The 14,480-nt window shown below is 68.6% G+C and carries 13 protein-coding genes; 7 read left to right on the plus strand and 6 right to left on the minus strand.

Annotated elements, in window-relative coordinates; all coding sequences use genetic code 11:
• Positions 1 to 83: 83 nt before the first annotated feature.
• A complete protein-coding gene (locus E3U26_RS18105) occupies positions 84 to 980 on the minus strand; it encodes a LysR family transcriptional regulator (protein ID WP_499107102.1) in 897 nt (298 codons plus the stop codon).
• 141 nt (positions 981 to 1,121) lie between these two features.
• Between E3U26_RS18105 and E3U26_RS18110 the strand changes: the two genes are divergently transcribed.
• Positions 1,122 to 2,156 carry an Ldh family oxidoreductase gene (locus E3U26_RS18110; protein ID WP_499107104.1) on the plus strand — a complete coding sequence of 345 codons (1,035 nt, stop codon included), beginning with the start codon at positions 1,122 to 1,124 and terminating at the stop codon, positions 2,154 to 2,156.
• 433 nt (positions 2,157 to 2,589) lie between these two features.
• On the opposite strand, the gene E3U26_RS18115 is transcribed toward E3U26_RS18110, so the two are convergent.
• From E3U26_RS18115 to pdxR, 5 genes are all read right to left on the minus strand, one after another.
• Positions 2,590 to 3,417 carry an alpha/beta fold hydrolase gene (locus tag E3U26_RS18115; RefSeq protein WP_116220457.1) on the minus strand — a complete coding sequence of 276 codons (828 nt, stop codon included), beginning with the start codon at positions 3,415 to 3,417 and terminating at the stop codon, positions 2,590 to 2,592.
• Positions 3,417 to 4,205: an enoyl-ACP reductase FabI gene (locus E3U26_RS18120; RefSeq protein WP_214274278.1), complete on the minus strand. Its 789-nt coding sequence runs from the start codon at positions 4,203 to 4,205 to the stop codon at positions 3,417 to 3,419. Before E3U26_RS18120 ends, E3U26_RS18115 begins: the two co-directional genes overlap by 1 nt.
• Positions 4,206 to 4,224: 19 nt before the next feature.
• A complete protein-coding gene (gene fabB, locus E3U26_RS18125; RefSeq protein WP_072462122.1) occupies positions 4,225 to 5,454 on the minus strand; it encodes a beta-ketoacyl-ACP synthase I in 1,230 nt (409 codons plus the stop codon).
• A gap of 21 nt (positions 5,455 to 5,475) precedes the next feature.
• Positions 5,476 to 5,985, minus strand: a complete 510-nt coding sequence (fabA, locus tag E3U26_RS18130; protein WP_036756139.1) for a bifunctional 3-hydroxydecanoyl-ACP dehydratase/trans-2-decenoyl-ACP isomerase — start codon at positions 5,983 to 5,985, stop codon at positions 5,476 to 5,478.
• 397 nt (positions 5,986 to 6,382) lie between these two features.
• Entirely contained in the window at positions 6,383 to 7,870 is a 1,488-nt protein-coding gene (pdxR, locus tag E3U26_RS18135) for a MocR-like pyridoxine biosynthesis transcription factor PdxR (RefSeq protein ID WP_036756136.1), read from the minus strand.
• A gap of 205 nt (positions 7,871 to 8,075) precedes the next feature.
• Here pdxR and tauA point away from each other — a divergent pair, with 205 nt between their 5' ends.
• The 6 genes from tauA (at position 8,076) to xsc (ending at position 14,459) form a co-directional block, all read left to right on the plus strand.
• Entirely contained in the window at positions 8,076 to 9,053 is a 978-nt protein-coding gene (gene tauA / locus E3U26_RS18140) for a taurine ABC transporter substrate-binding protein (RefSeq protein ID WP_281029283.1), read from the plus strand.
• A gap of 67 nt (positions 9,054 to 9,120) precedes the next feature.
• Complete coding sequence (locus tag E3U26_RS18145; protein WP_036756131.1) at positions 9,121 to 9,930, plus strand: taurine ABC transporter ATP-binding protein; 810 nt, start codon at positions 9,121 to 9,123, stop codon at positions 9,928 to 9,930.
• Positions 9,923 to 10,750, plus strand: coding sequence for an ABC transporter permease subunit (locus E3U26_RS18150; RefSeq protein WP_036756128.1), 828 nt, complete (start codon positions 9,923 to 9,925; stop codon positions 10,748 to 10,750). Before E3U26_RS18145 ends, E3U26_RS18150 begins: the two co-directional genes overlap by 8 nt.
• Before the next feature lie 92 nt (positions 10,751 to 10,842).
• Positions 10,843 to 11,265, plus strand: a complete 423-nt coding sequence (locus E3U26_RS18155) for a nuclear transport factor 2 family protein (RefSeq protein ID WP_499107114.1) — start codon at positions 10,843 to 10,845, stop codon at positions 11,263 to 11,265.
• 8 nt (positions 11,266 to 11,273) lie between these two features.
• Positions 11,274 to 12,665 carry an NAD(P)/FAD-dependent oxidoreductase gene (locus tag E3U26_RS18160; RefSeq protein ID WP_499107116.1) on the plus strand — a complete coding sequence of 464 codons (1,392 nt, stop codon included), beginning with the start codon at positions 11,274 to 11,276 and terminating at the stop codon, positions 12,663 to 12,665.
• 12 nt (positions 12,666 to 12,677) lie between these two features.
• On the plus strand, positions 12,678 to 14,459 hold the full coding sequence (xsc, locus tag E3U26_RS18165; protein WP_499105593.1) for a sulfoacetaldehyde acetyltransferase: 1,782 nt from the start codon (positions 12,678 to 12,680) through the stop codon (positions 14,457 to 14,459).
• Positions 14,460 to 14,480 lie beyond the last annotated feature (21 nt).

The following is a 14,480-nucleotide window of genomic DNA, read 5'->3' on the forward strand; positions in this document are numbered from 1 at the left end:
CGATAGGCAGGGCGTTCGCGCGCCCCATGTGTCAAAGATTTAGGCAGGATCGCGGGTATTTTCCAATGCGAAGTCGCGCTGGGTTATTCCAATCCTGCATAACCTTCGCCCAACTCGCGCGCGGCCTGCCAGACCCGCCCGGTGATGCCGCGGCCGCGCGCCGCATTGCGGTAAAGCCGGATCTCCATCGGCAGTTCCGGGGCCACGACCTCCAGCCGGCCGGTCGCGATCTCGGCCTTGACCAGCCGGCGGGGCAGCCAGACCAGGCCATGCCCGGCCACGGCCATGCTTTTCATCGCCTCGGCCATGCTGGCTTCGTCGGTATGGGCGACATAGACCCTGGGCGCGCCGGGCTGCGCCAGCGCGATGCGCGCCATGGCGTTCAGGAACGAGCCGCGGGAATATTTCAGCATCGGCATGCCCTCGGTCCGCCATTCCTGCGGAAAGCCGGGGCGGGCGACGGCGACCAGGCTGTCCTGGCCCACCACCAGATGCGGATAGCCCGCGGGGTCCAGCGGGATGTTCACCTGCGGATGGGCATAGGTCAGGAAGAAGTCATAGCCGCCCTCGGTCAGGGCCTCGATGCAGCGGTCGAAATTCTCGGGCTTGACGCGGCTGGTCATCTGCCCCGCCGCCGCCTTCAGCCGCATCAGCCAGCCCGGCAGGAAAGTCACGGTCAGGCTGTGCAGCGCCACGAAGGAAATCTCGCCGCCCCGGCTTCGGGCATGGTCGCGGAACTCGGCGCGGCGGGCGAGGATCATGCGCACGACCTCTTCGGCCGTCTCGCGGAACAGCACGCCCTCGGGCGTCAGCGACACCGGGTAGCTGTCGCGCGACAGCAGGTCGGTGCCCAGCCATTCCTCCAGCGCGCGGATGCGGCGGCTGAAGGCGCTTTGCGTGACGCCGCGCAGCTCGGCCGAGCGCGAGAAGCTGTGCGTCTCGGCCAGGCTCAGGAAGTCCTCAAGCCATTTCAGATCCATGCGCCCCCCTTTCCTGCCGCTTTAGCCGAGCCGGCGCGGGCGCGCCATGCCTGGCCGCCTTGCGGGCGGCAATCGGGCCTGAATGCTTGCCCCTGGCCGGAAAATCCGGTTTTCTGGCGGGCATCAGACGGGGAAGGGCGCATGGACGACAGCACGATGGTGACGGTGGCCGAGCTTGGCCGGATGGTCGAGTCGCTTTTCATGCGCGCCGGCTTCAACGCCCAGCAGGCCGATGCCATCGCCCGCATCATCACCGCCGCCGAGCGCGACGGCGCGAAATCGCACGGCATCTATCGCATCGAAGGCTGCCTGCGCACCCTGGCGGCCGGCAAGGTTTCCCCCGATGCGCGGCCGGAGCTGATCGACGAGGGCAGCGCCGTGATCCGGGTCGGGGCCGGCGGCGGCTTTTCCCCCGCCGCCTTCGAACTGGGCCTGCCGGCGCTGGCCGGCCGCGCGGAAAAGCTGGGGCTGGCGGCGCTGGTCATCAACGATTGCGTGCATTACTCGGCGCTGTGGCCCGAGGTCGAGGCGCTGGCGGCGCGCGGCCTTGCCGGGCTTGCCATGTGCCCCAGCTATGCCGCCGTCGCCCCGGCGGGCGGCAACCGGCCGATCCTGGGCACCAACCCCATCGCCTTTGCCTGGCCGCGTGCGGGGGCCGCCCCCTACGTCTTCGACTTCGCCACCTCGGCCGCGGCGCGGGGCGAGATCGAGCTGCTGGCGCGGGCGGGCGAACCCCTGCCCGAAGGCTGGGCGCTGGACGCGGCCGGCCAGCCCACCACCGATCCCCAGGCGGCGCTGGCCGGGGCCATGCTGCCCTTTGGCGGGCACAAGGGCTCGGCCATCTCGACCATGGTCGAGCTGCTGGCGGGGGTGATGATCGGCGACCTGACCAGCCAGGGCGCGCTGGACGAACTGGGCACGCTGGCCCTGGCACCCAGGCATGGCGAGCTGATCCTGGCCTTTTCGCCGGCGCGTTTCGCCGCAGGCCGGCCCGGTGATCCGCTGGCTGCGGCCGAGGCGCTGTTCGACGCCATCCTGGGCCAGGGCGCGCGCCTGCCCGGCCAGCGCCGCCTTGCCGCCCGCGCCCGCTCCGAGGCCGAGGGCATCGCCCTGACCGCCGCCGAACTGGCGCTGATCGAGCGCTTCCAGCGCGAGGGGCTGGCGGCGCTGGGCTGATCGCGGTCCGGCGGGGGCCAAGCGGCTGCACGACCGGCGGTCGGCATGCATCGCGGCCTGTCCCGTGCGCTGGCTGCCGGAAAGCGGCTGAGCAGAATCGTCCATCCGTCCCAGGCGGTGCGGCCGGCCCCAGGGCAGGGGTCGATCATGCGCGACGCCGGCATTGCGCGGGGCTTGCAAGGCAGGCCCCCGTTCCGATCCTGTGCATCAGGTGCAGAAGCCTAGCCGTCGGTTCTCGGCTCAGGGCGGGCCACCGGGCGCGGCATCGGCGGAACTGGAGCGGCGGATCCTCGCCACGCCAGCCGCCGGACTGGCAGGCCGCCGGGCCGCGCTGCCACGGCCCCGCGGACAGGCCCGCGCGGTGCCGCGGTGCCGATCCAGAACCGCGACGGGCCGTTCGATCATGCCCGGACCTTGCGGCGGGCGGATCAACCTAGCGCATGGCGGCAAGCCAATCCTGGATCGTGGCGAGCGATTCGGGCTCGTCGAGGAAGGGGACATGGGCGCGATCGGGCACCTCGGCCAGGATCATCTGGGGATGCCGGCAGCGCATCTCGGTCGCGGTCTCATGCGCCAGCAGGTCCGAGTTTGCCCCGCGCACCAGCGCCAGGGGCAGCCCCTGCGCGGCGTCGAACAGCGGCCACAGATCGACCTCGGGCCCATTGAAGGCGGCCAGGAACGCCTCGCGCAGGGCGGGGTCGTAGTTGATGCGCAGGCCCGCGGGCGTCTCGGCGTAATGGCGCCGCGCCTCGTCCAGCCATCGGCTTGCCGGCACGCCGGCAAAGCCGGGCATGAGGGCGGGCAGGCGCTCTGCCATGTCCTCCAGGCTTTTCGCGGCCGGGTTGCGGCCGACATAGTCGAAGATCCGCTCCAGCCCGCTGCGCTGCAATGCCGGGCCGACATCGTTCAGGCACAGGCCCAACAGCCGGTCGCGCGCCGTCGCGGCCAGCAGCATGCCGATGATCCCCCCGCGCGAGGTGCCCAGCACCGCCGCCTGCGCGATGCCCAGGTGATCCAGCAGCGCCAGCGCGTCCCGCGCCTCTTGCGGGACGGTATAGCTGTCCGCGCCGGTCCAATCCGAATCGCCGCGGCCGCGGTAATCCGGCCGGATCAGCCGCACGCCGGCCAGATGCGGCGCCAGATAGTCGAAATCCCGCCCCGTCCGGGTCAGCCCCGGCAGGGCCAGGACCGCCAGCCCCTCGCCCTCGTCGCGATAGGCCAGCCGGGCGCCGTCCTCGGCCTGGAAGAAGCGGACGGGCATCACAGGTTTTCCGACTGCGGCATGCCCAGCACGTGATAGCCGCCATCGACCAGCACGATCTCGCCCGTGGTGCAGGCGCCCCAGTCCGAACACAGCCAGACCGCCGTGCCGCCGATCGCCTCCAGCGTGGCATTGGCGCGCAGCGGGGCATTGGCCTCGGTATGGCGATAGGTCTTGCGGGCGCCGCCGATGGCTGCGCCGGCCAGGGTCTTCATCGGGCCGGGGCTGATCGCGTTGACGCGAATCCCCTCGGGGCCCAGATCGTTGGCCAGGTAGCGGACCGAGGATTCCAATGCGGCCTTTGCCACCCCCATGACGTTGTAGAACGGCGTGACCCGGTTCGAGCCGGCATAGGTCAGCGTGATGATCGAGCCGCCATTCCTCATCAGGGGCTGCGCGCGCCGGGCCAGGTCGATCAGCGAATAGCACGAAATCGTCAAGGAATTCTTGAAATTGTCGCGGGTCGTATCGATGAATCGCCCGGTCAGCTCGTTCTTGTCGGAATAGGCGACGGCATGGACCAGGAAATCCAGCCCGCCCCAGCGCGATTCGATCGCCGCAAAGGCGCGGTCGAGCGATTCGTCGTCCAGCACGTCGACATCCATCAGGAAGTCCGAGCCCAGCGATTGCGCCAGGGGCTCGACCCGCTTGCCGAAAGCCTCGCCCTGATAGGAAAAGGCCAGTTCCGCGCCCTGATCCGCCAGCGCCTTCGCAATCCCCCAAGCGATCGAGCGGTCATTCGCGACCCCCATCACAAGGCCGCGTTTGCCTTTCATCAATTCGCTCATGGCTTAACCTTTTCTTGGTTTATTCGCGGTATTTCGACAGGAGCAGCGTGGCGTTGGTGCCGCCAAAACCGAAACTGTTGGAAAGGACACTATCGAAATCGACGTCATCCATGCGCGTCTGCGCAATCTCCTCGGGCCGGATCTCGGGGTCCAGCTCGGTGATGTTGGCCGAGGCGGCGATGAAGCCCTGCTGCATCATCAAGAGCGAATAGATCGCCTCATGCACGCCGGTCGCGCCCAGCGAATGGCCGGTCAGCGACTTGGTCGACGACACCGGCGGCACCGCGCCCTCGCCAAAGACCCGGCGCAGCGCCTTGATCTCGCCCACGTCGCCCACCGGGGTCGAGGTGCCATGCGCATTGACATAGCTGACGCGCCGCCCCTCGGGCAGGGTGGACAGCGCCAGCCGCATCGAGCGCTCGCCGCCCTCGCCGGAAGGGGCGACCATGTCATAGCCGTCGCTGGTCGCGCCATAGCCGGTGACCTCGGCATAGATGCGGGCGCCGCGGGCCAGGGCGTGGCCCAGCTCCTCCAGCACCACCACCCCGGCGCCGCCGGCGATGACGAAGCCGTCGCGGGTCGCGTCGAAGGGGCGCGAGGCGGTCTGGGGCGTGTCGTTGTATTTCGACGACATCGCGCCCATGGCGTCGAACAGGCAGCTGAGCGTCCAGTCCAGCTCCTCGCCGCCGCCGGCGAAGACGATGTCCTGCTTGCCCATCTGGATCAGCTCGGTGCCGTTGCCGATGCAATGCGCCGAGGTCGAGCAGGCCGAGGTGATCGAATAGTTCACGCCCTTGATCCTGAAGGGCGTGGCCAGACAGGCCGAATTGGTCGAGGACATGCAGCGCGTGACCATGAAGGGGCCCATGCGCTTGGGCGCGCCCTTCTCGATCACGGTGCGATGCGCCTCGAACAGGTTGGCGGTCGACGGCCCGCCCGAGCCCATGACCAGGCCCGAGCGCTCGTTCGAGACATCCTCGGGCGCCAGGCCCGCATCCTCGATCGCCTGCTGCATGGCGATGAAGTTATAGGCCGCGCCCGCGCCCATGAAGCGCAGGTTGCGCTTGTCGATATGGTCCTCGACGGCGATCTGCGGCATGCCGTGGACCTGGCTGCGAAAGCCGTGCTCGGCATATTCGGGGGCGAAGACGATGCCCGAGCGGCCGGCACGCAGGCTTTCGGTGACCTCGGTGGCATTGTTGCCGATGGGAGAGACGATGCCCAGCCCGGTGATGACGACACGGCGCATGGCGTGCTCCTTGTTCATGTGTCAGGCGGCCGACAGGGCAACCTTCATGTCCTTGACCTCATAGATGGTTTCGCCGTCGGCCTCGACACGGCCGTCGGCGACGCCCATGGTCAGGCGACGGGTCTGGACTGCCTTGGTGAAATCGACGAAATAGCGCAAGAGCTTGCGGTCGGGGCGGACCATGCCGGTCAGCTTGACCTCGCCCACGCCAAGCGCATAGCCGCGCCCCTGCCAGCCGCGCCAGCCCAGGTTGAAGCCGGTCAGCTGCCACAGCCCGTCAAGGCCCAGGCAGCCCGGCATGATCGGATTGCCGGGAAAATGGCAGGCAAAAAACCACAGGTCGGGATGGATGTCGAATTCGGCGACGACATGGCCCTTGCCATGCGGGCCGGCATCGGCGGAAATCTCGGTGATGCGGTCCATCATCAGCATCGGCGGTTCGGGCAATTGGGCATTTCCGGGGCCGAACAACTCGCCACGGGCGCAGGCCAGCAGATCTTCCTTGTCAAAGCTGGTCCGTGTCATCGTCATGCGCGTGTGTTCCCCTCGATCCGACGTTGCGTTAACTGCTGCGGCGGCTGCCGGGCAAGCCCGCGCCGCACTTGCTTTCGGGTCTATCATTCCGTCCCGGCAGGGCGCAAGGGCGCAGGTTTTGCGGGTTTTTGCGTCGGATATGCCGGCGGTTGCCAAAGACGGAGGCGCGGCGGACGATTTGCCGCAGCTTTCCCCGCCCGGCAGGACGGGCGGGCCTTGCGCACCATGGCCGGCGCCGCATCCGGGGGCTTTGCGCCCCCAGACCCCCGCAGGATATTTCAACACGAAAGAACCGGGCAGGAGAATACCGGGCCGCGGCTTCTTTCGTGCCGAAATATCCTGGGGGAGCGCGGAACGCGCGGGGGCAAAGCCCCCATGACGGGGGAACGGGCGGTCAGCCGGCCTGTTCCGCGGCCAGGTCGCGGGTGCGGCGGGCGATCAGGGCGATGCCCGGCGCGATGTCCCCCTCGCGGATCGAGGAATAGCCCAGCCGGAAGAAGGCGCAGGGCTGCGGCGGGGTTTCGAAGAAGACCTCGCCCGGCTCGATCAGCACGCTGTCCTCTTGTAGCCTTGCTGCCAGGACGGCGCTGTCGATGCCGGCCGGTCCCTCGATCCACAGGCTCGACCCGCCCGAGCGCGCCGCCCCGGCGATGCGCAGCCCGGTGGCCGCCAGCGCCTGCTCCATCAGCGCGCGGCGGCGTTTCAGCGCCCCGCGCAGCCGCACGATATGCGCGTCGTAATGGCCGAGCGCCAGGAAATAGGCGGTGATCCTTTGCAGGTGGTTCGGCGGGTGGCGCAGCATGATGGCGCGCAGCGCGCGGGCTCGCGCGATGAAGGGCGCCGGCGCCACCATGTAGCCGATGCGCAGCCCCGGAAACAGCGATTTCGAGAAGCTGCCGACATAGATCACCCGCCCCGACCGGTCGAGCGATTTCAGCGCCGGCGCCGGCGGGGCCAGATAGGACATCTCGAAGTCGTAATCGTCCTCGACGATCAGGAAATCATGCGCGGCGGCGCGGGCCAGCAGGTCGCGGCGCCGCGCCAGCGGCATGGTCGCGCCGGTCGGGATGTTGTGGCTGGGCGTCACGATCACCAGCCGCGTCCCCTGCGGCAGCAGCTCGGGGTTCAGCCCGCCCTCGTCCACGTCGAGGAAGGTGGTCGGGCTGTGGGCGCGGCGCAGGGTCTCGGCGAAATCGGGATAGCCCGGATCCTCGGTCACGGCCAGCCGGTCGCCGCGCGCCAGCAGCTCGACGGCGATGAACAGCGCGTTCTGCGCCCCCAGCGTCACCAGCACCTCGTCCGGCTCGGCCTGGATGCCGCGGCGGGGCAGGGAATGCGAGCAGATGTAGTCGATCAGCATCGGGTCGTCGGCGCCGTAGAGATCCGAGGCCAGCTCGCCGAAATCCCGCGTCCCCCAGGCCCGGCGGGCGCAGTCGCGCCAGGCGTTGTGGTCGAAGAGCGCCGCGTCGCTTTGCCCGTAGATGAAGGGATAGCGGAAGTCGCGCCAGTTCGCCGGCTTGCGGATCACCCGCTGCCGCGGCAGCTGGCCCGCAAGCCAGCTGTCCCAGTCGAGCGCGGTCTCGTGCGGCACGGGCTCCTGCACCTTCAGCCGGCGGTGCGGCACGGTGGCGGCGACGATGATGCCGGACCGTGCCCGCGTCTCCAGATAGCCCTGGCTGACCAGCTCCTGGTAGACCAGCGTCACGGTCATCCGCGAAATCCCCAGCGCAGCGGCCAGCCCCCGCGACGAGGGCAGCCGCGTGCCCGGCCGCGCCCGCGTCTCCAGGATCGCCCGCACGATGGCCGCCGCCAGCCGCGCCTGCAGCGTGCCTGCATCGCTGTCGCGGGAAAAGAACATTTCGACGGGAATCCGGTCGCTCATCTGGCCTTATCTTTGCTTTCATCTGGACATATCGTTACGCCCCGTCACCTGCAACATTTTGCCGCAGAAGCAACCGTGCAGAGTTGCCCATGCCAATCACCGGGGCTGAGTCGACAGGCTCGGCCGCGTCGCAAGACCAACAATCGAAAAACAGGGAGTCACAAGAATGACCAACATGAACCGGGCCGGAGCCTTCCTGGCCGCGATGACGCTTGGCGCCGGCCTCGGCCTGGCCCCCGCCCATGCCGAGACCACCGTGGTCGTCGGCTACCAGCAGATCGTCGGCCCCTTCATCGCCGCCATCGCCGACGGTCGGCTGGACGCCGCGGCCAAGGAGGCGGGCTACAAGATCGACTGGCGGCAGTTTTCCTCGGGCGGCGACATCTCGACGGCGCTTGCCTCGGGCAACGTGCCGGTGGGGGTGATCGGCTCGACCGGGATCGCCGCCGCGGCGACGCGCGGGGTGGAGTTCGAGCTGTTCTGGATCCTCGACAATATCGGCAAGTCCGAGGCGCTGGTCGCCCGCAACGGCTCGGGCATCGAGAAGCCCGAGGATCTGGCCGGCAAGAACGTCGCGGTGCCCTTCGTCTCGACCTCGCATTTCCACCTGCTGGTCGGGATGGACCAAGTCTGGAAGATCGATCCGCGCGGCGTCAACATCCTGAACATGAAGCCGCCGCAGATCCTGGCCGCCTGGCAGCGCGGCGACATCGACGCGGCCTATGTCTGGCCGCCGGTGCTGACCGAGCTGATGAAGGAAGGCGCGGTCATCGCCGACAGCGAACAGATCGGCGCGGCCAGCGTGCCGACCTTCGACGGGCTGGTGGCGGACAAGAAATTCGCTGCCGAGAACCCGGACTTCATGGCCGCCTTTACCAAGGCGTTGGCCGGGGCCTATGCCGATTACAATGCCGACAAGGCGGCCTGGACCGAGGATTCCCCGCAGGTCGCGGGCATCGTCAAGATGATCGGCGGCGATGCCGCCGGCACGGTCGAGGCGCTGAACATGCTGTCCTTCCCGGATGCGGCCGAGCAGGCCTCCGAGACCTGGCTGACCGGCGGCGCGGTGCGCGCGCTGGGCGAAAGCGCCCGCTTCCTGGTCGAGCAGAAGCAGATCGACGGCGCGCTGGACGATTACGCCCCCTTCGTGAACCCGAGCTTTGCCCAGGCCGCGGCGCAATAGGCGGCGGGCCCCCTTGCGGGGCCGCCTTCCCGCGCGCTTCAACCCTTTCCTCTGAAAGACCGCTGATATGCAGACACTGAAAGTTTCCGACGTCAGCCTGATCTATCCGGGCCATCACAAGGGCGCCCCCGTCACGGCGCTGAAAGGCGTGAACCTCGAGGTCAAGAGCGGCGATTTCGTCGTGGCGCTGGGTGCCTCGGGTTGCGGCAAGACCACGCTCCTGAACCTGATGGCCGGGTTCATGGCGCCCTCGGCCGGGCAGATCACGCTGGGCGACCGCCCGGTCGCCGGCCCCGGCGCCGAGCGCGGCGTGGTGTTCCAGAAACACGCGTTGCTGCCCTGGCTGAACGTCATCGACAACGTGGAATTCGGCCTGAAACTGCAGGGCGTGGACGCCAGGACAAGGCGCGAGCGCGCGGTGAAGAACCTGGCGCTGGTCGGCCTGCAGGACTTCCACAAGCACATGATCTATCACCTGTCGGGCGGCATGCAGCAGCGCGTCGGCATCGCCCGCGCCCTGACCTGCGACCCGGCCATGCTGCTGATGGACGAGCCGATGGCGGCGCTGGACGCGCTGACCCGCGAGACGGTGCAGGAACTGCTGCTGCAGATCTGGCAGCAGACCGACAAGATGTATTTCTTCATCACCCACAGCGTCGAGGAGGCGCTGTTCCTCGGCTCGCGGCTGATCGTCATGTCGCCGCGGCCGGGCCGCATCACCCACACTTACGAGCTGGACTTCAACCGCCGCTTCCTGGCCGAGGGCAATGCCCGCGCCATCAAGTCCAGCCCCGATTTCATCGAGATGAGGGAGCAGATCCTTGGCATCATCTATGGCGACGAACGCGCCGGCGAGCAGGAAAAGATCCATGCTTGACCGGCTGATGAAAGCACGCCCGGCCCGGCCCGGCGTATCCTACGGCGCCCCCGGCGACGGCTCCAGCGCGCTCATCAGCCTGGCCACGGCGCTGGCGCTGATCGCGCTGTGGTTCCTGGTCACCGGCATGGGCTGGGTCAGGCCGCTGTTCCTGCCCTCGCCCGCCGCGGTCTGGGGCAAGTTCGTGCTGGCCGCGACCGAGGGGGTGTCGAACTCGACCCTGGTGCAGCATACGCTGGCCAGCCTCGGCCGGGTGCTGGGCGCCTTCTTCCTGGCGCTGGCCGTCGCGGTGCCGGTCGGCATCCTGATGGGGGTGAACCGGGTGGTCCGGGGCCTGCTGGACCCGATCATCGAGTTCTACCGCCCGCTGCCGCCCTTGGCCTATCTGCCGCTGATCATCATCTGGCTGGGCATCGGCGAGTTTCCCAAGGTCTTCCTGATCTTCCTGGCGATCTTTGCCCCCATGGCCATCGCGGCGCGGGCCGGCGTGCGCTCGGTCTCGATCGAGCAGATCCATGCCGCCTACGCCATGGGCGCCAGCAAGCTGCAGGTGATCTTCCACGTCATCCTGAAGGCGGCGCTGCCCGAGATCTTCACCGGCATGCGCATCGGCATCGGCGTGGGCTGGACGACGCTGGTCGCGGCCGAGATGGTCGCCGCCCACCGCGGCCTGGGCTTCATGGTGCTGAACTCGGCCGAATACCTGGCCAGCGACGCCGTGATCATGGGGATCATCGTGATCGGCATCCTGGCCTTTGCCTTTGACCTGCTGATCCGCCGCATCGAGCGCGCGCTGATCCCCTGGAAGGGCAAGGTCTGACCCCCGTCCGCCGGATCTGACCCGCAACCATTCACCGCAAACGTCCCGGAGGCGCGCCCGCGCGCCGCCGACCGGGAGAGGAGTATCCACCGATGACCCGCAAGCTGACCGCCGGCGACCTGAAGGCCACCTTCGACGCCTTCAACCGCCACGACATCGACGGCGTGATGACCCATTTCGCCGAGGATTGCGTGTTCTACACCGTCGCCGGCGAGCATGAATACGGCAACAAGGTCGAGGGCAAGGCCGCTATCGCCAGGGCCTTCGAGACCGTCTGGACCACGATGCCGGACGTCGAATGGGCCGACCACACGCATTTCCTGTCCGAGGACGGCACCCGCGGCGTGTCGCAATGGACCTTCCGCGCCACCAACCCCGACGGCAGCCGGACCGAGGTGCAGGGCGTGGACCTGTTCCGCATCGCGGACGGCCGGATCGTCGAGAAGCAGGCGATCCGCAAGCAGCGCCCGGCCATCCCCGCCCCCGCCTCCGCCGCCGCCCTTGCCGAGAAATGAGGCCCGCCATGCAGGCGATCGAGAAACGAGCGGGCGCGCAGCCCTACGACCCGTTCTATGACCCCATCACCAGCCGCAGCCTGGGCCCGCGCAGCGATTACGCGCCGACCTACTGGATCGGCACCGCCGGCGAGCCGCCTGCGGACGACGGCCCGGTCACGCGCGACATGGATGCCGACGTGGTGGTGATCGGCTCGGGCTATACCGGCCTTTCCTGCGCCCTCCACCTGGCCAAGATGCACGGCATCAAGGCCACCGTGCTGGAAGCGAACGGCGTCGCCTATGGCTGTTCGACCCGCAACGGCGGGCAGGCGCAGGTCAGTTCGGGCCGGCTCAAGCGCAGCCAGTGGATCGAGCGCTGGGGCCTCGATACCGCCAAGGGCCTGCATGCCGAGGTCTGCGAAGGGTTCGAGCTGTTCCGCGGGCTGATCCGCGACCATGCGATCGACTGCGATCCGCAGGACGGCGGGCATTACTACATCGCCCACAAGGCCAGCGTGATGCCCGCGCTGCAGAAGGAGGCGGCGCTTCTGCGCGAAACCTTCGGCTATGACGCCCGCATGATCTCGCGCGACGAGCTGCACCGGACCGTCGTGCGCGACATGGAGGCGCATGGCGCCATGTGGGAGGTGGACGGCGTCGGCATCCATGCCGCGAAGCTGGCCTTCGGCTACCTGCGCGTCGCCCGCGAACTGGGCGCGAAAGTGCATGTCGACAGCCCGGTGCAGGGCTGGGAATACCGCGGCGGCGTGCATCACCTGCGCACGCCGGGCGGCACGGTGCGCGCCAAGCGCGTGGCGGTGGCGACGGCGGCCTATGCGCCGCGCGGCCTGCACCCGCGACTCAGGGACCGGCTGATGCCGATCATGTCGAACAGCATCGTCACCCGCGTGCTGACGCCGGGCGAGCTGGAGGCGGTCGGCATCCGGAAGCTCTCGCCGCTGACCGACACCCGGACGCTGCGGCATTACTACCGGCTGCTGCCCGACAACCGGCTGCAGATCGGCTCGCGTGCCGCGATCACCGGCCGCGATGCCGCGAACCCGGCGCATCTGGAGGCGCTGAAGCAGGGGATGGCCCGCAAGTTTCCCGCCCTGCGCGGGATCGAGCTGGACTACAGTTGGTGGGGCTGGGTGGATGTCAGCCACGACATGATGCCGCGCATCACCGGCTTGGCCGACCTGCCCGGCGCCTTCTATGCGCTGGGCTATGGCGGCAACGGCGTGATGTATTCCGCCATGGCCGGGCGGCGCATGGCGCAACTGGTCGCGGGCGAGGCTGTGCCCAGGCTGCCGATCTTCAACGACGAATTGCCGCATGAGGGCTGGAGGACGCCGTTCCGGCGCCTCGGCCAATGGGGCCTCTACAAACTCTATCACTTCCGCGACGAGCGCAAATAAGGAGCCATCGCCATGAAAATGACCACTGAGGAGTCTTTTGTGAAAGTTCTCCAGCTTCACGGGATCGAGCATGCGTTCGGGATCATCGGCTCTGCGATGATGCCTGTGTCGGACCTGTTTCCCAGGGCTGGGATCACGTTCTGGGACTGCGCGCACGAGACGAACGCCGGGATGATGGCGGACGGGTTCACCCGCTCGACCGGCCGGATGTCGATGGCGATCGCGCAGAACGGCCCCGGCGTGACCGGCTTCGTCACGCCGGTCAAGACCGCCTACTGGAACCACACCCCGCTGCTCTTGGTCACGCCGCAGGCGGCGAACCGCACCATCGGCCAGGGCGGCTTCCAGGAGATGGAGCAGATGCGCATCTTCGCCGATTGCGTCTGCTACCAGGAAGAGGTGCGCGACGCCTCGCGCATCCCCGAGGTCTTGAACCGGGTGATCATGCAGGCCTGGCGCAACTCGGCCCCGGCGCAGATCAACATCCCGCGCGACTTCTGGACCCAGGTCATCGACGTGGAGCTGCCGCAGGTGGTCGCCTTCGAGCGGCCCGCGGGCGGCGAGCAGGCGGTGGCCGAGGCGGCAAAGCTGCTGTCCGCGGCCGAGTTCCCGGTGATCCTGTCGGGCGCCGGCGTGGTGCTGTCGGGCGCGATCCCGGAGCTGGCCAGGCTGGCCGAGCGGCTGGATGCGCCGGTCTGCTCGAACTACCAGCACAACGACAGCTTCCCCGGCTCGCACCCGCTGGCCATGGGCCCCTTGGGCTACAACGGCTCGAAGGCGGCGATGGAGATCATCGCCAGGGCCGACGTGGTGCTGGCGCTGGGCACGCGCTTGAACCCGTTCTCGACCCTGCCGGGCTATGGCATCGACTACTGGCCGAAGGATGCCAGGATCATCCAGGTCGATATCAACGCCGACCGCATCGGGCTGACCAAGAAGGTCACGGTCGGCATCCAGGGCGACGCGGCCAAGGTGGCGCGCGGCATCCTGGCGCAGCTTGCCCCCACCGCCGGCGATGCCGGCCGGGCGGAACGCAAGGCGCTGGTGGCGCAGACCAGGTCCCGCTGGGCGCAGGAACTGTCGAGCCTGGACCACGAGGAGGACGATCCCGGCACCGAATGGAACGAGGACGCGCGCAGGCGCGACGCCGGGCTGATGAGCCCGCGCCAGGCCTGGCGGGCGATCATGCAGGCGGTGCCGAAGGAGGCGATCGTCAGCTCGGACATCGGCAACAACTGCGCCATCGGCAATGCCTACCCGAGCTTCGAGGCCGGGCGGAAATACCTGGCGCCGGGGCTGTTCGGGCCCTGCGGCTACGGCTTCCCGGCGATCCTGGGCGCCAAGATCGGCAATCCGGACGTGCCGGTGATCGGCTTTGCCGGCGACGGCGCCTTCGGCATCTCGATGAACGAGATGACCGCCTGCGGCCGCGAGGACTGGCCGGCGATCACCATGGTGATCTTCCGCAACTACCAATGGGGGGCGGAAAAGCGCAACACCACGCTGTGGTACGACAACAACTTCGTCGGCACCGAGCTGGACCGCGACACCTCCTATGCGAAGATCGCCCAGGCCTGCGGGCTCGTCGGCGTGCAGGTGAAGAGCCAGGAGGAACTGACCGCGGCGCTGCACGATGCGGTCGAGCGGCAGATGAAGAACCGCGAGACCACCTTCATCGAGGTGCTGCTGAACCAGGAACTGGGCGAGCCCTTCCGCCGCGACGCGATGAAGAAGCCGGTGGTGGTCGCCGGCATCGACCCGGCCGACATGCGCCCCCAGCAGGGCGCGGCCTGAGGCGGGGCGGCGGCGGAAGGC

The sequence above is a fragment of the Paracoccus ferrooxidans genome (genome assembly GCF_029909815.1).
GTDB classification, from domain to species: domain Bacteria; phylum Pseudomonadota; class Alphaproteobacteria; order Rhodobacterales; family Rhodobacteraceae; genus Paracoccus; species Paracoccus versutus.